Consider the following 18717-nt stretch of genomic DNA (forward strand, 5'->3'; position numbering starts at 1 on the left):
CTCCTTGGATAACTGTATCTTTAGCTACTGAATTTCCCATTAAGATTTATTAAAGCCGTTGGCCAACCTAGGGACAAGTCAATGAAGGAACAGGCACTAATAACCCTTACTAGCGATTTTGGACTACAGGACGGTTATGTGGGCATTATCAAGGGAGTAATCGCAGGAATTGCCCCCCATGCTCGCACGATCGATCTGAATCATCAAATTTCGCCCCAAGACCTTTACGCTGGTCGTTTTATCCTCCTGAATGCCTATCAATATTTTCCCCAAGGCACTATTCATCTGGCAGTTATAGATCCGGGGGTGGGAAGCAAAAGACGCGGGGTAGGGATTCGTTTTGCTGGTGGTTATTTAGTCGGGCCAGATAATGGTTTATTTAGTGGCATTTTAAGCCAATCTCCCGCTATATCTGCCGTTAATCTCAATAATTCTTCCTATTGGCGCACCCCTAACCCTAGCACTACTTTTCACGGTCGTGATATTTTTGCTGCTGTGGCCGCTTATTTGGCCCAGGGAGTACCCCTAGAAATATTAGGTGAGATTATTGATCCCGATAGCTTGCAACAGTTAGCGATCGCTGTTCCGCAAATCGAGGAAGATAAAATGAGGGGACAAATCCAATATATTGACATTTTCGGCAATTTAATCAGTAATATTCCCGATTATCTCCTAGAGGGAAAAAATTGGTCAGTGCAGTTGGGTCCAAAAATTATCCCCACAAAAAACACCTATAGTGATGTTCCTTCGGGGGAAATAGTCGCTTTTATCGGTAGTCACGGGGGGTTAGAAATTGCCGTCAATAGTGGCAGCGCCCAAAAGCAATTACACTTAAATATTGGCGATGCGATCGAGGTTAGAATAGATAGGAGTCAGTGATCAAAACTGATAACTGACAACTGATAACTGATATAGCCTTTTAATCAATTTTCATACTAATATCTAACCAAGTAGAACGGGTAACTGGGGCGCTAGTGGAAATATAATCTACTCCTGTTTCGGCCACGTTGCGAATGCGATCGAGGGTAATATTTCCCGATGCTTCTATTTTGGTTTTACTATTAAAATTGCGGATCATCTCCACAGCAGTTTGCATCATCTCTAAATCCATATTATCTAACATAATGATCTCTACCTGCTGCTGCAGAGCTTGATTCACTTCTTCTAATTGACTGGTTTCCACCTCAATTGTGAGAGGATAGGGCATATTTTGCCGTACACGAAGCACTGCTTCCTCAATGCTGCCGGCTGCTTGAATATGATTATCTTTAATCATAATTGCATCATCTAACCCCAAACGGTGGTTAATAGCGCCACCGATACCGGAGGCATATTTTTCTAAAATTCGCAATCCGGGGGTAGTTTTGCGAGTATCCACCAATCTTGTCGATAAATCGGCAATTTTCTCCACATATTTGCGAGTTTCACTAGCAATCCCACTCAAGCGCATGGCAAGATTTAAAGCGACTCTTTCCCCGATTAACAGCGCATCGAAGGAACCCTCTATCTCGGCAATAACTTTAGATTTGGGGCAGAATTCCCCCTCGGCAACGGTGGGGGTAAAGTGAATAGTGGGGTTAAGCAGTTGAAAAACTCTTTCAGCTACGGGTAAACCGGCAATAACTCCCGCTTCCTTGGCAATCCAACTAGCTTGACCGATTTTAGCATGACCGAAGAAAATTGCTTGGGTGGTGCGATCGCCTCTACCGAGATCTTCTCGTAACCAGTTTTCTAACAAGGGATCAAGAACTAATAGGGGCGGTAACATAGAATTTATCGAAACAATCGGGACGTATTTATTTTAATTCTAGGAAGGTTTGACCTGTTTGTAAACTTTCTTTAATTGAAACTTATCCCTTCATAGATTAACTCGATCGCACAGTGAAAATCGAGACTAGATAGAATAATTTCTTCCCCCTGACTATAAGCGCAGTAAAACCAAATTTTATCTTCACCGCGACGATAAACCTCAACACTAATCGATTCGGCATCGACTAAAACGTATTCTTGTAAACTAGAAATCTGACGATAATATTGTAACTTTTTAGTGCGATCATAGTTTCCTGTGCTGGGGGAAAGCACTTCAATAATAACTTGTGGATGTTGAATAAAATTACGAGATTCTCTATCCCTAAAATCGCAACTAATCACCAAATCGGGATAAAAATAACGACTATTATTAGCTTGTACTTTCACATCAGATACATTGACTCGACAGCCTCGCGGACGGAGATGAAATCTTAAAGCAGTATAAAAATTCAAGGTAATATCATTATGGGGCAGACTACCCCCAGTCATGGCGATAATTTCCCCATTAATATATTCATGGCGACATTCCTGTGTAGCTTCCCATTCTAGATACTCTTCCGGGGTCATTATTTCTGGGTATTGAGTTTGAGCGATCATTTTTCTTTTTGCTTGTCAACTAACTAAATTAATATCCCATTTCCTTTTTATCTTATACCATTTTCTCAGCCGAAGATTGAAGAACAGTCATAATTAAGCGGCGACTGATTACCCTAATGATAAGATAGAGAGAGAAAGCATTATTATCGCGAGTCCCTAAGATGACGAAAACAGTTGCCGATATCATGACTCCCAATCCCATCACCGTCACCGCTAACACTTCTCTGTCCGAAGCAGTGAAGATTTTGGCCGAAAAGCGGTTTAGTGGTTTACCCGTGGTGGATGACAATATGCGACTGATTGGGGTTATCTCCGAAACTGACCTCATGTGGCAGGAAACGGGAGTAGAAGCTCCTCCTTACATTATGCTCCTCGATAGCGTCATCTATCTACAAAATCCTAGCCGTCACGAGAAATTACTCCATAAAGCTCTCGGTCAAACCGTGGGGGAAGTAATGACCGATAAACCTATTAGTATCACGGCTGATCGCCCTTTGAAAGAAGCGGCCTCGTTAATGTATGATCGTCATGTGCGTCGTTTACCGGTGATTGAGGAAGAAACCCACAAAGTAATTGGTATTGTCACTCGCGGCGATATCATTCGCGATATGGCAAAATCGGAAGCATAATGGCTTTTCTAGGGCAACAATTAACTAAAAAGTCTTGAACAAATGAATCAATCTCAGGAAACGGTTACTTATTCCCTAGAAACTATCTTGATGCGGATTGAGGGAAAAATCGATTCGTTACAAAAAGATGTGAGGGATTTAAAGGTAGGACAAGCGGTGTTAACGGGAAAAGTTGAGGGAATAGAAAATCGACTAAACTCATTAGAAGGAAACCAAAAATATCAGGTTTGGACATTAATTGTCCTCTTAGCTGGGGTAATTGTGAAAAAATTTTTTTTCCCTCGATCCCCCCTTAATCCCCCCTTAATAAGGGGGGCTTCTGATAATTTTTAACGCCTACCTACTTAAATTCTTATTTCCCTGGCAATTTCTCTAAAAACTATCAGGATGAAGCGCCGTCAATTTCTCACTACTACTGCCCTAACTGCTCTTAGTTTTTCCCTAATTCCTAAAAAAGTTGTTAGTAATAATTTTCCTCTAATTAAACCGCCACATCTACAACCGGGGGACGGAGTGGGTATTATTAGTCCGGCGGGGGCAACTTTCAAAGAAGATGACTTGAATATAGTCATTGAGGCTGTTAAAGCTTTAAAATTAGTCCCAAAAGTTGGTCAACACGCTTTAAATCGTTATGGTTATTTAGCTGGTAAAGATAGGGAGCGAGCATCGGATATAAATCGATTTTTTGCTGATGATAATATTGCCTTAATTTTACCAATTCGCGGCGGTTGGGGCAGCGCTCGTTTATTACCTTATCTCGACTACGATTTAATTCGTCGTCATCCGAAAATCATCTGTGGTTTTAGTGATATAACTTCTTTATTATTGGCTATTTATGCCAAAACTGGTTTAGTTACTTTCCATGCTCCCAATGGCTTTTCTAGTTGGCGCACTGCTCAAACTGAAAGCTTTCGACAGGTTTTATTTTCTGGGGAAAAGTTGACTTTTAGAAATCTTCCCGATCCCGATGATGCTAATCGTTTAATGCAGGTAAAAAACCGCATTCAAACTATTACTAAAGGTCAGGCAAAAGGTAAATTAATCGGCGGTAATTTAACCACTTTAGCCTCAATAGTTGGCTCTCCCTATCTACCAAATTTTACCGGAGCTATCCTATTTTTGGAAGATATTGGTGAAGATGTTTATGAAATTGATCGACTGTTAAATCAATTAAAATTAGCGGGAATTTTCGATAATTTAGCTGGATTTATCTTCGGTCAATGCAGCAATTGTAGTGCCGATAGTGACTATGGTTCTCTGACGTTAGAAGAAGTGATCCAAGAATATATCCAACCCTTAAAAATTCCCGCTTGTCTAGGATTAACTATCGGACATTTAGAAATTATTGAAACTATTCCCATCGGTATTGCAGTAGAATTTAATGCTAATCGGGGAACAATTACTATGCTGGAATCGGCGGTTAGTAAACCCTAAAATAGCTGACTGTTGCTATTCGTTTTTTTAACTGATAAAGGAATATTTAGACTGGCGAATTCGGCTCCATCTTAATTATTAGACTAAATACTTGGCTCTTCTCGACTTTGTGTGATAAGTTTAACTTATATAGTAGCGATCAATCTTTGTGTCCTCTGTGTCTCTGTGGTTCCTTCCACTCCCTCGCCCGCAAGACTGTATCTTAGAATACATTTTACCCACCAAACCTGGGAGAGCCCCTTTGAGTATAGGCTAGTTATCAGGAGAGGCACTCATGCAAGAGGCAAAAGCTTCAGAAGCTGATTACTGATTACTGAAAAAAGCTGATCACTGTCGTGGTTGTACGGGGAAACCTTGACGCTGCAACACTTCCGCCGCATCTTGGCCCGGTTGATAGTTGATACCGAGGGTAGAGGTGGCCGTATCTTCGATGATTTTGGGAGTGAGGAGAATAATCACCTCCGAGCGACTATTCTGATTGGTACGACTGCGGAATAAAGCCCCTAAAATAGGAATATCCCCTAAAATCGGCACTTTTGTCTCAGAACTTTGTTGGCGCTCTTGTATAATCCCGGAAAGAATTAAACTCTGTCCATCCCGGAGACGAATTAAACCCGATAATAATTCCCGGGTAATCAAAGGAGTCAATTGGTTGATTGTCGCCCCACCGCTATTAAATGGAATCTGGGGACCTGGTTGGGCAATTGTAGGCGCAACATTTAAACTGATGTAACCATTATCATCAATTTGATTCACCTCGACGGTTAAGGTCAGTCCAGCATCACCAAACACAGGAGTTGTAGTTCTCACATTGCCATTGCTATTGGTATCAATTGTTGTTTCAACACTGACCAGCACTTTCTGGGTCAGCTTCACGGTGGCCTGTTGACCTTCCTGCACCACCAGCGAGGGATCGGTGAGAATCTTGGCATTTCCTGTCTGAATTGAGGCTTGCAGGGTCATCAGGAATTTTTGGGGATATTGAAATAGGGTCGGTGGTTTGTATTCATACTCTATTATTCCCGTCTCTGGGTCAATATTAACATCACTCAAACCGGGTTGGAAGGGGTTAACAGTGCGACCAAAACTGGGACGAGCATAGGGTGTTGTGCCACCTACAAAGTCATTCGGTCCCTGGTTAACACGGCCAAAGGAAGCGCCATTCTGAACATCAAAAAAAGGTGCTATTTCCTGGTCCGCGTTTGTACTCCCCGATATGATATCGAAAATCGGCACAACAGGCTGTGCAAAAGCCCCCGGTCTGCCTACAGTCTCACTACCGGGTGGGTTCATATTACCAAAGTTCAGCACTGCCGCCCCTCCATCTTGAACGAAGAAACCATCGTTAAACCCGAAGGAAAAACTACTGCGAAATTCGTCCGTATTGAGCAGATTGACATCGATAACTTTGACGTTAACCACCACCTGACGGCGACGGGCATCCAGTTGGGTTAATAAGGAGGTGGCGATCTGGACTTGTCGGGGTTCGCCGATTAAATTGATAGAATTAAGGCGCTCGTCGGCGGCAATTCTTAAACCAGTTAAAAGTAGGGCAGCTTTTGAGCCTTCTGTGTTTTGGGGTTTCAGTGGCTCTAGGGTGGGAGGAACATCCCGGCGACCGACGACCCGTTGGGTGAGGGGATCGACGATATCCTCGGTTTGGGTAACTAAACGCTGGTATTCTGCCCCTTGGGTGGCGAGGAAAGTGGCGGCGGCGACGGCTTTAACTTGGTTGAGGCGCAGGGTGCGGCTAATCAGATTACGAGCGCCCTGGGGTAATTGCGCCCCGACAAAGATGGTCTTACCCTGACGGTTGGCCTGGAGTCCGGAAACTAACAACACGGCGTTAAAAATGTTTTCCACCGATTCGTTAGTAAATTCCAAGGAAACTGTCTGAGAAGTGGCGTTAGCTTCCCCCTGGGCGCTGGTGAAAACGACGTTATAACCGGCAATGTTAGCAAGGGTCATTAACACTTCTCTAGCGGAAGCTTCCCGCAGTAAAACACGAGGTACGGTGATATTGCGATCAAATTTGATCTTTTCGGCACTAGCATCGATATTAGAGATGGCAATATCTCCCACTGGTGGGGCGACGGCCCGGGGTAGGGTGGGAGCGCCGGGGGCTTGAGGTATGCCTTGAATGATAATTTCCGGATTGGGGACAAGGGGCGCACTTTGGACAAGTAGTTTTTCACTGTCTAAAATGCGATCGCTGATTTCCTTTTCTACGGCCGCGCTGGAAGGGACAAGCTGATTTAGCGATTTTTGTAAAGTTTCTTGACTAAACTCTTGCGAAAATTCAATTTTTGATGTAGCAGATTTTAACTCTGAACCATGGAAGGAAATGGCGGTTTCGGCCAAGACGCTCAGGGGAGCCATCAATAAAAACGAGGCAATTGGGGGGATAAACAGAGCATAACGGGACGGATTCACTTTAACTTCACTCCTCAACGATTACGGGATTCAACGGACAAAAAACGCAATACTCACACCGGATTGAAGACTATTATTGGCGCGGACTGGCGGAGGGTTGACCTTCGGCGGGGGGTTGACCTTCAGGAGGTGGGGGTGGTGCTAACTTGGCTAATTCGGCGGCACTGAGAGGAATAATCACATCGAGAAGAAAAGTCGTGGTCACGGGTCGATCGCCTTGGGGAACGATAGTGGCCTTATTGTTGCCAGTACTAACTACTTTAAACGTCGATCCTTGCTTTTCCATCTGGGTATTGAGACTGTTGAGCAAAATGAGCGGCTGTAATCTTTCTAAATCCCGAATAACCTCTTGAGTGTTAACATAGTTTCCTTGAATCTTGACGTTAAAAGTTTGACGTTTGAGCTTATTATTAACCTCACTACCGAGGGAACCATCGGAGACTACCACCGGTTCTAGTCCTTGGGGTTGAAAACTAACCAGCTTAACATCGCCAGACTTAAAGATATTACTAACGTCTAAGAGAATAGTGCTTAAGTCCCTTTCTCTAGCAAAAAGCGAGAGTATTTGCTGTTTCATAGCTTTTTGTTGTTGTAACTGACTCTCGATTTTTTGGAATTCTGAAAATTCGAGACGGCTTTTTTGTTGATCTAGCAGTTGTTGTTTGTCGGCGGCATCGGTTTGCAGTTGCTGCAAGGTATCATAAGCGGGCATCACCCAGTTAAAAAGCAGATAGAGAGAGCCAAGTAAACCTAGCATAGCGGCAGCGATGCCACTATTACGGGGAGTAAAATTTATCCCGAAAGCGATAGGATACTCCTGAAATTCCTCTAATTTCAGCTTCTCAAATTCTTCGTTAAAGGTCATGGTTGAATCGCTCCTTGGCTTTTGAGAGTATTAATCCTAGTGATAACTCCGATCGCTCCATTCCTGACCAGATTGGGCAGTTGTTGAGTGGTGGGAGTATCACTTAATTGGGCGGTGATCACAAATTGAACCACTTGGGGGAAAGTAATATTAATATTTTTATACTGATTGTCCACCTCTACGGGTAAATCGGCCAGGGCAGCACTTTCGATCACCGTTTGCTTACCCTGCAAAAAAGGAGAAGCTTGTAGAGTTAAGAGATAATCATTGACTGCTTCGTAATTACTGGCAAAACCACTGATTTTTAAGCGCGTAGCCGAATTGGGTTGCCCTTGATTGAGGTTCGCGGGAACCTCCACCTGTTGCACACTATTTAACTGCACCCTAGGAGGAGTTTGTTGGCGAATTTCTTGGAGAATGGCTGACCAAGGACTAATCTGATTGAATACACCCACCAGAGCTTGATTTTCTGCTTCTACCGCCTTTAGTTCCCCTCTGATGTCTTCTAGTTTTTTACTTTGGACTTGTACTTGACCTAATTCCCCGTCCAATTGCTGAATTTTGGCCTGAGCTTCGCCAGTTTTCCAACCGACGGCTAAACCGAGTAATCCCGTCAGTGCCAATAATCCGGCCCCAACTCCTACACCGATGAACAGGGGTATTTGTTTACTTCGGTCAATAACGGTGGAAACCTCGAAGTTAGAGGCTGTTTGGTTAAGATGGCGATCTTTAAGAAAATTAACGTCAAGACTATACATAATTTCTGTTTATACCGATACTTTTTTGCTAACATTGATTAAGCTAAGGCGTATTTTAATCGCTTATTCTTGGATTAGCCGAATTTCCCCCAATCCCTTTACTTTTGCCTCTTGCCTCGTTTCAACAAGCAATTTGAATTAGGAACAGCTTAACATTTCTGTTAATGGGTTAACAATGCACGCTCAAAGAGTCTTTGAACGAGGGTGTATCTACCAGAGCAAGAAGGAAGAACCCCCGTACTCCCTTAGGATACCTGTCCATTTGTCGCCCATCAATTTCTGATTTAATTACTTTTTTTCCACCCAAATTATCGATTAATTCACCAGTCCGGCTACCTGTCTTTGGCCTATAAGCTTCACAACAATTTATAACGGTTTTTTCGTACTCAAATGCCTTAGATCTTAAGAATATTTTAAACTGATACTGTGACCAAGTTAACATCTGTCTAACAGACTTTGATTGGATTTTTCTTCCAGACCTTAAGACCATTTCTGATACTTCAAATGTCGGCAATAAAATCCCATCGAAGTTTTCTACTAAGAATCTAGCTACTTTGTGATGTAGTTCATCAACTAGGTTTCTAATTCTTAATCTTAGTCGGTTACAGGTGTTATGATGGCATTTACAGGTTTTGGCTTTAACTTTAGTGGAACGAAAAATTAAGTCATCTAAATGATAGCACAAACGAAGACTTCTAATCACTTTAAAATGATCGGTAATGTCTTCACTCATTGACAGTCTTGCCCCTTTGAGAGCCAGTTTCAGATCAGACCTATCCATAATATTATCTTAATACTAAAAGTTTTTCTAGTTAAGGAATCTAACCAAGTAAAAATGATTTTAATTGTCTCATATTTTTTCAGTGCAATTGAATTAGCAACGATAGATATACATTTCAGCCATATAAATAGTCAGTTAGTACACAAGCTAAAAGCAAGCTGTGATTGGGTTATAATTTTTGAAGATATCTATTGTCGATAATATCATCGGGTAATTTTGAGAGGGTGTTCGGTGAGCTCAGTCGAGCCGTTGGCCAGGGTTCTTTTTTTGACTTGATCTCCTTCTTGATAGGAATCTGGTCGAAGAACAGCGGGAGGGTAATTACGATTAGGAACTTTTTCTATATACATGACCTCTATTCTAGCAAATGGAGAGAATTCTTGTCCATTAATAAATGTTACAAATTACATGGCTCCATCAAGAAAAGTTAATGGGTGTATCCATTGATGGATAAAGGTTTTAGGCTATTATAGTAGATATGTATGGGGGAAGTTCAGTAATAAGTCTATGACCAATTGATCTCTAATAACCCCGGTGGTGGCGCAATCTCGATGCGTGCCGCTTTCAGATCCACCAGTGGAACAATTTCTTTGACAAAGGGAACCAGGGCCGTGGCTTTTGAGTCGGAGGAAGGGCTTTTTTTCTTAACAGAGGCGAGATTTGCTTCTAGTTGCACTGCTAAAATGTCATTACCCGCCCACAAAATATCTACTACAACCCCGATTTTTTCTCCTGTCAGGTGATGATAAACCTCCAAGTTTACTAGCTCACTAACATGATATTCATCCGCTTTTAGGCGAGGTTTTTCCAGTTTATTCGCCCATAATTTATATCCGCGCAAAGCTTGGGCCTGTTCCCGATTTTCAACCCCCTCTAACTTGATAACATAAACATTTTTGCCCGGTAGCTCACGTCCCCTGAGCAGCGTAATTTCTCGGATTTCTCCCCCTTGGGTCTCTTGTATTCCCCTAATACCTCGCTTCTGAAAACGTTCGGGAAAATCTGATACCGATAAAACTCGCAATTCTCCCTCCAGTCCCTGGGGTGCTACTATTGTCCCAATTTCTAGCCAATTTTCTTCCATTGTCTCGATATGTTTTGCTATAGCTTTCCCTAGTATATAGCCTTTTTTGTCTCGCTCCTAGATTTTAAAAGTCTTGGTAAGGTAAAATTTTTAGTTGACCTCTACTCCTGACCATTTTTTGACTTTTTACTGGTGGCTTTTGACTGAATTATGACTATTTGGCAAGCGGATTTTTATAAATCTTCATCTTCTTCACCTCTTGAGACAGTCTGGCAATTGCTAATTTTCGATCCTCTCGGTCATCTTATTTATGAAAATTCCTGTCCCCAATCCCAAGCTAATAGCGACTGGTTAACCCAACAGTTAGAGCAAGCTTGTCAAGTCTCCCCCCCGGAAATTATCCAAGTTTTTCGCCCCCAATGCGCCAATTTATTTCTCCTCGCTGGTCAGAATTTACAGATCAAAATTGAGTTAACCCGTCACGTTAACGCTCTGAAAAAACAGCTAGAATTACGGCAAATCCCCATCAATATCGACTCTCCTCCACCGCAACCCCTACCAGACCGATTTTTAGGTCAAGAGTGGCGTTTTGCTCGTTTTCCCGCCGTTGATTTAGTTAACTTTTTTGGCGATCGCAGAATACCGATTCTTTCCCTACCAGAGGCCTTTTCTCCCTTAAAATTAGGTTTAGCCTCCACTCTCATGATCCCCGGTGTGGTTATTACCGGTGGTAAAAAATCTCTGGCGATCGCTCGTTGGTTAGAGGAAATTAACCTGGTATTTATCGATCATATTCCCACAGAAACGGGGCGATCGGGCGGTTTAGTCTTGGAATCGGGACTAAATGAGCGTTGGATTTTTCTGACCTACGAAGATGAAGAAGTGGCCCTGGCAGCCAATATTTATCAAGCAACCAAAGAGGAAAGCCAAGGTTTGCACTTTCTTCTCATACAACCGGATGATTCTGGTCGCACTTTTACCGGCTTTTGGCTACTGAAGCAAGTTTAACCCCCAAGCTGTCCCCAAGAGGCAAAGAATGCCGGCTAAACCCGCTAAAGGTTGGTTATAGATACCTTTAACCCAAACTAACCCAGAATCGCTGTAAGACATCAATTCGGCACTGTCTAGCAAAGCTAATCCCCACACCCAACCGCTATGAAGTCCCCAAGCTAATCCTAAACTACCATGATCGATCGCCCGCGCCCAGACCAGAACCATCCCCATCAGAAATAAACCGGGTAGTTGCGGCAGCGTTTGCTGACGTTCCCAAAGCAAGTGCAGCAGGGCAAAAATTAGGCTAGAAATGGCTCCCGCCACCCAAAAACCGTATTCTTGGCTTAATTGGCTCAAAAAGATGCCCCTAAAGATTAATTCCTCGGTAATACCCACCCAGAGAGCCACTATCAACAGGGGTAAACTCAAGGCAAGAGCACGAGTTAGGTTTTTGGGCTGCCAATGTACCCAGGCCAAAATCCCCTCCAGAAAAAAAATTATCCCTAATCCCACCACTGCCAAGATTAATCCTTTGGTTAGGGAGATAAATAGGGAAAATGACGAAATTAATCCGTAATTATCGAGGCTGCTCCCCTCTATCTTCAATAATCCCCAGATAACTAAGGGAGCCAAGGCGTAAAGAGAGGCCACCAGGGGCAATTTCTGGTCAGGTTTTGTCCCTTGCAGCGGTTGCCATCCCAAACGACTCCCTAAACTAATGGCAATCGGCAGCCAGAGAATTAACCAGGCTAACAGGAAAATAATAATTTTTATTAAGGCAGCCATGTTCATTGTCAATTAGGTGTCAGAGAAGTGGGGTGTAGGGTGTGGGGTGTGGGGTGTAGGGTGTGGGAAGAATAAACAAAAATAATCTCCCGAATACTAACTCGGAGTCTCCTGTCTCCTAACACCCATAAAACAAACCCCCTAGGCATAGGATAACTGTGGAACTCTGCTCTGGTAAAGCCTAGCTCCAACAAAAATCCATCCCTAGGGGGTTGCGAAAAAGAAGAAAAAGTGCTTAAGGAAAACCCCTCAAGTTGATAAAAGAGGCGGTCAGGGGTTAGAATTAGGGGTAAGAATCTATATTGTCTTCTTAGTCGGTCTTGTCAAAACTAGCCCTTTTGACTGCCGATTTTTTTTGTCCTTATCCCTACTCCGTAACCTATTTAAGCTTCTACCGGTTCTTCTGATTCCGTTTGTTTGAGGTGGATGTGCTTGTAGCCAAGTTTGATTTCAAACTCATCGCCGGGCTGCAAGTTCATTTGTTCGGTATAGGTGGAACCGATGACGATTTGACCATTTTTATGGACACTAACCCGGAAAGTGGGTTCGCGGCCGCGGCCATCTTTAGTGCCTTCGGGATCGAGAGGAACCCCTTTTGCACCTAAAACAGCATCGTAAAAGTCGGTTAAATTGACCCGAACCTGGCCATCTTTACTTTGAGAGTAGTAACCACAACGTTTTGCCGTTTCGCGACGGGGTAAGTGGGATAACTCTTTGACTTTTTGAAGTAGAGCTTTCCCGGTTAGGGGAGTAGGAGAGATGTCACTCATGGTACTTTTTAATGTTCCTTGATTTTTGACTGACTGTCAATTAAGTTTACACTGACAAATTGATCATACCAAAAATCTTGCCAAAAATGTCTAGAGGGGAATAATAAATTTTTTAAAACTGATGGTTCGGTGATGACAATCGTGCTAAGAAGACCCCGGACTAGGTAGTAAGTATAAACCTTGTGGGGGAGAGGAAATTTTTGGCCAAGACTCCGGCAATTTTTGGTCGGGTGCGGGGAAAACAGGGGGGAGAAAGTGAGGACATAAAACCGTTTAAGCTATACCTAGCAAGGAATTGAGAAACTATACTTGTGGTTGGAGTTGGCAAAAAACTAATGACCCAGAGCAGTAAATCCGGGGGGATTAAACTGTTTTCGAGCGACTTCCCCATCTATCATTAGGCCTAGATACCCACCCCTTGGCTCAACCGACCCGGGAAAATCTTAAGGATTAATTACCATTACTAGCTCCCCCTTGGCCCGTTAACATCGATTATCCTGAGTATTAGGAGTCCCTCATCCCCGTGCCGAGTATGGAAGTTTCTTTTAAAATTCTGCGTCAACGACCCAACGACACCCCCTACCTAGAAAATTTTACCCTAGAGGTGGAGGCGGGAAATACAATTCTCGACTGCCTTAATCGCATCAAATGGGAACTTGATGGAACTTTGGCCTTTCGTAAAAATTGCCGCAATACAATTTGTGGCAGCTGTGCGATGAAAATTAACGGTCGTTCGGCCTTGGCTTGTCAAAAAAATATCGCCAGTGAATTAAACCATTGTAGCCAAAAAGATGCCGGAGAAATTCCCGAAATCACGATCGCCCCTCTGGGTAATTTACCAATTATCCGGGATTTAATCGTCAATATGCAACCGTTTTGGGACGATTTAGAAAAGGTTGAACCTTATATTAGTAGTCAAGCACGCACCATTCCCGAACGAGAATTTCTGCAAACTCCAGAAGAAAGAGCCAATCTCAATCAGATGGGTAACTGCATTATGTGCGGGGCCTGTTATTCGGAATGTAATGCCAAGCAAGTGAATCCTGATTTTGTCGGTCCCCACGCTTTAGCAAAAGCGCAGCGCACCCTAGCAGATTCCCGCGATGGTAATCAAGAAGGTCGCCTAGAACTTTATCATCAAGGCACCGCCGGGGTTTGGGGGTGTACGCGTTGCTATTTCTGTAATGCGGTTTGTCCCATGGAAGTGGCTCCCATGGATCAAATCGGTAAAATTAAACAGGAAATACTCGCTCGCAAGTCGGACGATAGTAGTCGTCCCATTCGTCACCGGAAAGTTTTAGTGGAATTAGTCAAAGCAGGGGGATGGGTTGATGAACGCAAATTCGGCCTCTATGTGCTGGGCAATTATTGGCGCGATTTACAGGGTTTATTAAGTATTGCCCCCTTGGGATTGCGGATGATTGCTAAGGGTAAATTTCCCACTTCCTTTGAAGCTTCCGAGGGAACCGAGGAAGTGAGAGGTTTAATTACTGCCATTCAAAATTCTCGCTCTTGATCACTCTCGATGGTTAGAGTAATTCTGAGATGATTATGATCTATATTCTATTTGACTGGAGAACCCCCTTATCATGTTCGATCGAGATAGTATCCGTGGTTTTTCTGCCCTAATCACCCTTGTGGGAGTCGCTTCTAGTTTGGGTTTTAGCTTCAACGCACCAGCTTTCTCCCAGGCTATCTCTAACAATTTACCGTTACTCTTAGCCCAAAAAAGCGAAAAGGTGCGAGTAGCGGTTTTAGACTTCGATTATAGCGGTCTCAGTAATCCCCAGTGGTTAACATTTTTCAATGGTGGGGCCAGTGGTGTCAGTGATATTCTCGTCAATAAATTGGTGGAAAGTGGTCGCTATACAGTCATTGAGCGCAGTCGCATTGATACCGTCCTCAGAGAACAAAATTTTGGGGCTTCGGGACGGGTAGATGCCGCTACCGCTGCTCAAATCGGGCAAATTTTGGGGGTAGATGTGGTGATTATCGGTTCGATTACCCAATTCGATTTACAAAAAAAACAATCCGGTGGCTCGTTTATTATTTTTAGCACTGCTAAGACAGAAACCGATGCTTTTGTCAAGTTAAATGTCCGAGCAATTAATACCACCACGGCCGAAATTATTACCACCGCGCAGGGAGATGGTAGTGCCAATCAATCCGATGGTTCAACCGTGGTTTTAGGGGTTGGGGGGGGTTCCCAAACCTCCAACGAAGGGAAATTACTCAGTATTGCCACCGATAAGGCAGTAGCGCAGGTGGTGGATAATCTCAACAATAAAGCTGACCAAATCGCCGCTACACCTCGCTCGCTCCCGACTGTCACCGCTTTAGTGGCTGCTGTGGCAGGAAATCAGGTAATTCTCAATAAAGGTACGGGAGAGGGTTATCGTGTCGGTTTACGCATTTCCATCGAACGGACGACCCAAACAGTCAAGGATCCGCAAACGGGTAAGGTTATCCGTCAGATTACTCAACCGATTGGCACTCTCGAAATTGTCGAAGCTGATGGTCAATCTAGCGTCGGTCGCATTATTACCGGTAATGGTTTTAAAATCGGTGATTTAGCTAAACCGATTCGTTAATTGGGGAAGTGGGGAGCGGGGTGTGGGGTGTGGGGAGCGGGGAGATCGGTAAACTTAAAACTCAAATCTGATAACTGATAACTGATAACTGATAACTGATAACTGATAACTGATAACTGATAAGTGAACACTCAGGAAAATTTGAAGTTATGTAAAGGGAACCTGGGGGTCAGGTAAGACAACCGATAAAATTTATGATTGGAATCCCTTGGATATTCCCTAGACCAGAGCGATTAACGAAAACTATCAAAAAATGGTACAAGATCAAAAACCCACGGTGATCATTACTGGGACAACTTCTGGAGTCGGTCTCTACGCCGCTAAATCCCTTGCTCAAAGAGGTTGGTTTGTGGTTATGGCCTGTCGGGATATCCCGAAAATGGAACAGGCTGCCAAGGAATTAAACATTCCCCGGGATAACTACTCTATTGAATTTATCGACCTCGGTTCCCTCGATAGCGTCCGGCGCTTCGTTAAAAATTTCCGGGCCTTGGGCCGCTCTCTAACCGCTTTAGTCTGCAATGCCGCTATCTATCTGCCTTTGCTCAAAGAACCCTTAAGAAGTCCCGACGGTTATGAATTGAGCATGGCCACCAATCATTTAGGTCATTTCCTGCTCTCGAATTTGCTCTTGGAAGATCTAAAAAATTCCCCTTCTCCCGACCGCCGTTTAGTCATTCTCGGCACTGTCACCCATAATCCCGATGAATTAGGCGGTAAAATTCCTCCTCGTCCCGATTTGGGCGATTTGGAAGGGTTTGCCAAGGGTTTCAAAGAGCCGATTACTATGGCCGACGGCAAAAAATTTGAATCGGTCAAAGCCTATAAAGATAGTAAGGTGTGTAATGTTCTCACCATGCGGGAACTGCACAAACGCTATCACGAATCGACCGGAATCACTTTTACTTCCCTCTATCCGGGTTGTGTGGCCGATACACCCCTTTTCCGCAATCATTACCCCTTTTTCCAGCAGTTTTTCCCTTGGTTCCAGAAAAATATCACTGGTGGCTATGTTTCCCAAGAATTAGCTGGGGAAAGAGTGGCCATGGTGGTGGCTGACCCCCAATACCGTCAATCTGGTGCTTACTGGAGTTGGGGCAACCGTCAGAAAAAAGAGGGTAAATCTTTTGTACAAAGGGTTTCTCCTCAAGCTCGCGACGAGGAAAGAGGCGAAAAAATGTGGGAATACAGCGCTAAATTAGTCGGATTAGCCTAATTTCCGATTTTGAACCTAAAAAAGGACACAAGTTAACTTGTGTCCTTGTGGAAACGGGGAGCGCTGGGACAGGGAGAAACAGTCCATAACTGGGTTTTTAAAGTTTGATTGGCAGTTAATGATATTATCAAAAACCGATTTGGTATTAGGCTCTCTTGGATTTGGTGGGTAAAATGTATTCTAAGATACATTCCTCCTAGCGAGGGGCTAGACTAACCACAAAGACACAAAGAACACAAAGATTGATCGATCCTATGTAAGTTAAACTTATCACACAGAACCTAGAAGAGCCATTGTCCAATTGACGAAACGCTCGGCAACCCCAAAGATAGCCTGATCTCTATGCTGTTGCCAGATTTTGTTTAGCTTTCCCGTTTTTTGACTAGAATAACAACGCAACCGATCACCAGCAATCCTGCTAGGGTTGAGGGTTCGGGTACAGTTTCGACGCTAAAGGCGAGAAATTGAGTAAATTGGAACTGGGTAAAGTTATTGTCGCTGACGAGAATTATTGAGCGCTTGCCGTTCGGTAAATAGGGGCCGAAGGTAATCCCCTCCACGTTATCGATGGGGATATTTAACAAGGTCAAATCGAATAATAGGGTTTTCTGGGCGGCCACGATACCCGAAACCCCATTAATACTGGGAAAGGCACTAATATCGGTGGCCCCCTCCAGGGAAACCTCGTAGATTTTCACAGTATAGCCCGTATTCCCTGGTGTTCCCGTCGTTATGGAGAAAGAACGTTCTAGGGAGAGAAAGCGTTTGCCACTATTATCAAGTGCCAGTAAATCGACGAGTCCGTTGACATCGACTGGGCTTGGAATAGTCGGGGGAAGGGCGATTGGATCGGTATTGTAGAGGAATTGAGCGATCGGCTGTCCATTAGCGAGATCGTACTGCAATATCCGTGAGGGAGAACCGTTCGTTGGCGTCGCAGCCGGCCCATCCTGCACAAGCGCGTTCTCGGAGGCCGTGAACAGGAATCGCTGATCTGGGGTGGTGGTCAGACTTTCTAGAGCCAGATTATTGCGAACCCCGCTTGTGGTGGGAATCGAGTTCGGCGCGGGGATAAACTGGTTTGGAATCGGTAAAGTATTGTTCTGTTGACCGTTGGCCAGCGCGAATCGATTGACAAAGGGATTGAGAATCTGATTGTTAGAGACCTCCCCTTCGGAGGAAATATACAGATTAGAACCCACGAGCGCGATCCCTTCTGGATCGAGACTCAGCGCGGGGAAAGTTTGCCCGTTAGTCTGTAAAAGTGGGGTAACACCGGTAAAGGTAACGCCGCTATTCGTCCCATTAACATTAAATAGAGTCGGATTGATCGTTGCGGTGTAGAAACGCGCCGGGCCGTTCTGAGAGCGATCGTCCGAGATGATGTAAAAGTTATTACCCGCCGGATCGTAGGTAATGCCCGATAATCCCCCGACCGGAACGGAGACACCGTTCACGGTTCCCGCTGGGCCTGAGGGAATAAACCCCGTGGGAACAATCGATTGACCGAGAAATTGTAAATTTAAAGGCGAAGCTTGAACCGACGAGGTAGCGAGGAAACCGACCGTTATGGTTCCGGCGATCCCGATGAAAAAACGAGAGGGGGATTTCATGATTTCTATCCAAAAAAACATTAGAACTCTTGCAAATTAATTATATGTTACAATAATGTGTTAACTAATTTTTTTGGGAAAATTAGTCGCTTAGTAAACTCGTACTAAATAGGAGCCTGAAGTTTAACTTTTAACCCAAAAATATTTAGATATGCTTTAATCTCTTCGGGTCTAATTCCCCGCCGCTCGCAGGGTATAATAGAAAAATGAGTGAATACATCCATAAGAGCCATAATGTAAGTGTTTTGGGTTCTTCGTTACTTGGGATGATTCGATAGGGGGGCATAAATCGACTAAATCCTTATCTGGCAAGAGACTTAATTGATTAGTTTGCTCTAGAGCAAAAACAATTGACAAAAATCGCTAAATGCCTTTCTATATAGGGGTTCCATCCCTTATAACCCCCGTCCATTACATA

18 protein-coding genes and 1 pseudogene are annotated in these 18717 nt (G+C 43.9%); 8 read left to right on the forward strand and 11 right to left on the reverse strand.

Annotated features, from left to right (window positions below; all coding sequences use genetic code 11):
- Positions 1-81: 81 nt before the first annotated feature.
- Positions 82-879 carry an SAM hydrolase/SAM-dependent halogenase family protein gene (locus O9323_RS08315; RefSeq protein ID WP_002750510.1) on the forward strand — a complete coding sequence of 266 codons (798 nt, stop codon included), beginning with the start codon at positions 82-84 and terminating at the stop codon, positions 877-879.
- A 40-nt stretch (positions 880-919) separates the two neighbouring features.
- Here O9323_RS08315 and nadC read toward each other — a convergent pair whose 3' ends face one another.
- Positions 920-1768 carry a carboxylating nicotinate-nucleotide diphosphorylase gene (nadC, locus tag O9323_RS08320; RefSeq protein ID WP_002750509.1) on the reverse strand — a complete coding sequence of 283 codons (849 nt, stop codon included), beginning with the start codon at positions 1766-1768 and terminating at the stop codon, positions 920-922.
- Between the two features lie 71 nt (positions 1769-1839).
- Positions 1840-2406 carry a Uma2 family endonuclease gene (locus O9323_RS08325; protein ID WP_288124942.1) on the reverse strand — a complete coding sequence of 189 codons (567 nt, stop codon included), beginning with the start codon at positions 2404-2406 and terminating at the stop codon, positions 1840-1842.
- A gap of 161 nt (positions 2407-2567) precedes the next feature.
- On the opposite strand from O9323_RS08325, the gene O9323_RS08330 reads away from it, so the two are divergent.
- The 3 genes from O9323_RS08330 to O9323_RS08340 are packed head-to-tail and all read left to right on the forward strand — an operon-like array spanning position 2568 to position 4469.
- The gene (locus O9323_RS08330; protein WP_002781546.1) at positions 2568-3035 is read left to right on the forward strand and encodes a CBS domain-containing protein; all 468 of its coding nucleotides are present in this window, start codon (positions 2568-2570) and stop codon (positions 3033-3035) included.
- Between the two features lie 42 nt (positions 3036-3077).
- Positions 3078-3368 (forward strand): hemolysin XhlA family protein, encoded by a 291-nt coding sequence (locus O9323_RS08335; protein WP_272104109.1) that lies wholly within the window; start codon positions 3078-3080, stop codon positions 3366-3368.
- Positions 3369-3422: 54 nt separating this feature from the next.
- Positions 3423-4469 (forward strand): S66 peptidase family protein, encoded by a 1047-nt coding sequence (locus O9323_RS08340; RefSeq protein ID WP_288124943.1) that lies wholly within the window; start codon positions 3423-3425, stop codon positions 4467-4469.
- Positions 4470-4796: 327 nt separating this feature from the next.
- Here O9323_RS08340 and O9323_RS08345 read toward each other — a convergent pair whose 3' ends face one another.
- From O9323_RS08345 to rimM, 5 genes are all read right to left on the reverse strand, one after another.
- Positions 4797-6902: a secretin GspD/PilQ domain-containing protein gene (locus tag O9323_RS08345; RefSeq protein WP_288124944.1), complete on the reverse strand. Its 2106-nt coding sequence runs from the start codon at positions 6900-6902 to the stop codon at positions 4797-4799.
- A gap of 73 nt (positions 6903-6975) precedes the next feature.
- A complete protein-coding gene (locus O9323_RS08350; protein ID WP_002750499.1) occupies positions 6976-7767 on the reverse strand; it encodes a hypothetical protein in 792 nt (263 codons plus the stop codon).
- Positions 7764-8525 (reverse strand): PilN domain-containing protein, encoded by a 762-nt coding sequence (locus O9323_RS08355; RefSeq protein WP_002733761.1) that lies wholly within the window; start codon positions 8523-8525, stop codon positions 7764-7766. Before O9323_RS08355 ends, O9323_RS08350 begins: the two co-directional genes overlap by 4 nt.
- Positions 8526-8694: 169 nt before the next feature.
- Positions 8695-9258, reverse strand: coding sequence for a transposase (locus O9323_RS08360; protein ID WP_288124945.1), 564 nt, complete (start codon positions 9256-9258; stop codon positions 8695-8697).
- Between the two features lie 553 nt (positions 9259-9811).
- Positions 9812-10390 carry a ribosome maturation factor RimM gene (gene rimM, locus O9323_RS08365; RefSeq protein ID WP_002746464.1) on the reverse strand — a complete coding sequence of 193 codons (579 nt, stop codon included), beginning with the start codon at positions 10388-10390 and terminating at the stop codon, positions 9812-9814.
- A gap of 150 nt (positions 10391-10540) precedes the next feature.
- On the opposite strand from rimM, the gene O9323_RS08370 reads away from it, so the two are divergent.
- Positions 10541-11338, forward strand: a complete 798-nt coding sequence (locus O9323_RS08370) for a Tab2/Atab2 family RNA-binding protein (RefSeq protein WP_288124946.1) — start codon at positions 10541-10543, stop codon at positions 11336-11338.
- Here the strand turns inward: O9323_RS08370 and O9323_RS08375 are convergent.
- Both O9323_RS08375 and O9323_RS08380 read right to left on the reverse strand, forming a co-directional pair.
- Positions 11321-12115 carry a CPBP family intramembrane glutamic endopeptidase gene (locus O9323_RS08375; protein ID WP_002750490.1) on the reverse strand — a complete coding sequence of 265 codons (795 nt, stop codon included), beginning with the start codon at positions 12113-12115 and terminating at the stop codon, positions 11321-11323. The genes O9323_RS08370 and O9323_RS08375 overlap by 18 nt on opposite strands.
- 377 nt (positions 12116-12492) lie before the next feature.
- Positions 12493-12879 carry an AbrB family transcriptional regulator gene (locus O9323_RS08380; protein WP_002734386.1) on the reverse strand — a complete coding sequence of 129 codons (387 nt, stop codon included), beginning with the start codon at positions 12877-12879 and terminating at the stop codon, positions 12493-12495.
- A gap of 532 nt (positions 12880-13411) precedes the next feature.
- Between O9323_RS08380 and O9323_RS08385 the strand changes: the two genes are divergently transcribed.
- The 3 genes from O9323_RS08385 to O9323_RS08395 all read left to right on the forward strand — a co-directional run bounded on the left by O9323_RS08385 (position 13412) and on the right by O9323_RS08395 (position 16686).
- Complete coding sequence (locus O9323_RS08385; protein WP_002750488.1) at positions 13412-14395, forward strand: succinate dehydrogenase/fumarate reductase iron-sulfur subunit; 984 nt, start codon at positions 13412-13414, stop codon at positions 14393-14395.
- Positions 14396-14468: 73 nt separating this feature from the next.
- A complete protein-coding gene (locus O9323_RS08390) occupies positions 14469-15470 on the forward strand; it encodes a CsgG/HfaB family protein (protein WP_288124947.1) in 1002 nt (333 codons plus the stop codon).
- Between the two features lie 253 nt (positions 15471-15723).
- Positions 15724-16686 carry a protochlorophyllide reductase gene (locus O9323_RS08395; protein WP_002734294.1) on the forward strand — a complete coding sequence of 321 codons (963 nt, stop codon included), beginning with the start codon at positions 15724-15726 and terminating at the stop codon, positions 16684-16686.
- 362 nt (positions 16687-17048) lie between these two features.
- Here the strand turns inward: O9323_RS08395 and O9323_RS08400 are convergent, their stop codons facing one another.
- Together O9323_RS08400 and O9323_RS08405 are read right to left on the reverse strand one after the other, a co-directional pair.
- Positions 17049-18320: an esterase-like activity of phytase family protein gene (locus O9323_RS08400; RefSeq protein WP_016516882.1), complete on the reverse strand. Its 1272-nt coding sequence runs from the start codon at positions 18318-18320 to the stop codon at positions 17049-17051.
- Between the two features lie 150 nt (positions 18321-18470).
- Positions 18471-18662: pseudogene (locus tag O9323_RS08405) on the reverse strand (hypothetical protein); the annotation flags it as partial.
- Positions 18663-18717: the final 55 nt, after the last annotated feature.

This window comes from Microcystis sp. LE19-131.1A (assembly GCF_027532015.1).
GTDB classification, from domain to species: domain Bacteria; phylum Cyanobacteriota; class Cyanobacteriia; order Cyanobacteriales; family Microcystaceae; genus Microcystis; species Microcystis ichthyoblabe_A.

Coding starts and splice junctions, on each gene's coding strand:
- O9323_RS08315 (WP_002750510.1), top strand. CDS start 82: ATGAAGGAACAGGCACTAATAACCCTTACTAGCGATTTTGGACTACAG.
- nadC (WP_002750509.1), bottom strand. CDS start 1,768: ATGTTACCGCCCCTATTAGTTCTTGATCCCTTGTTAGAAAACTGGTTA.
- O9323_RS08325 (WP_288124942.1), bottom strand. CDS start 2,406: ATGATCGCTCAAACTCAATACCCAGAAATAATGACCCCGGAAGAGTAT.
- O9323_RS08330 (WP_002781546.1), top strand. CDS start 2,568: ATGACGAAAACAGTTGCCGATATCATGACTCCCAATCCCATCACCGTC.
- O9323_RS08335 (WP_272104109.1), top strand. CDS start 3,078: ATGAATCAATCTCAGGAAACGGTTACTTATTCCCTAGAAACTATCTTG.
- O9323_RS08340 (WP_288124943.1), top strand. CDS start 3,423: ATGAAGCGCCGTCAATTTCTCACTACTACTGCCCTAACTGCTCTTAGT.
- O9323_RS08350 (WP_002750499.1), bottom strand. CDS start 7,767: ATGACCTTTAACGAAGAATTTGAGAAGCTGAAATTAGAGGAATTTCAG.
- O9323_RS08355 (WP_002733761.1), bottom strand. CDS start 8,525: ATGTATAGTCTTGACGTTAATTTTCTTAAAGATCGCCATCTTAACCAA.
- O9323_RS08360 (WP_288124945.1), bottom strand. CDS start 9,258: ATGAGTGAAGACATTACCGATCATTTTAAAGTGATTAGAAGTCTTCGT.
- rimM (WP_002746464.1), bottom strand. CDS start 10,390: ATGGAAGAAAATTGGCTAGAAATTGGGACAATAGTAGCACCCCAGGGA.
- O9323_RS08370 (WP_288124946.1), top strand. CDS start 10,541: ATGACTATTTGGCAAGCGGATTTTTATAAATCTTCATCTTCTTCACCT.
- O9323_RS08375 (WP_002750490.1), bottom strand. CDS start 12,115: ATGAACATGGCTGCCTTAATAAAAATTATTATTTTCCTGTTAGCCTGG.
- O9323_RS08380 (WP_002734386.1), bottom strand. CDS start 12,879: ATGAGTGACATCTCTCCTACTCCCCTAACCGGGAAAGCTCTACTTCAA.
- O9323_RS08385 (WP_002750488.1), top strand. CDS start 13,412: ATGGAAGTTTCTTTTAAAATTCTGCGTCAACGACCCAACGACACCCCC.
- O9323_RS08390 (WP_288124947.1), top strand. CDS start 14,469: ATGTTCGATCGAGATAGTATCCGTGGTTTTTCTGCCCTAATCACCCTT.
- O9323_RS08395 (WP_002734294.1), top strand. CDS start 15,724: ATGGTACAAGATCAAAAACCCACGGTGATCATTACTGGGACAACTTCT.
- O9323_RS08400 (WP_016516882.1), bottom strand. CDS start 18,320: ATGTTTTTTTGGATAGAAATCATGAAATCCCCCTCTCGTTTTTTCATC.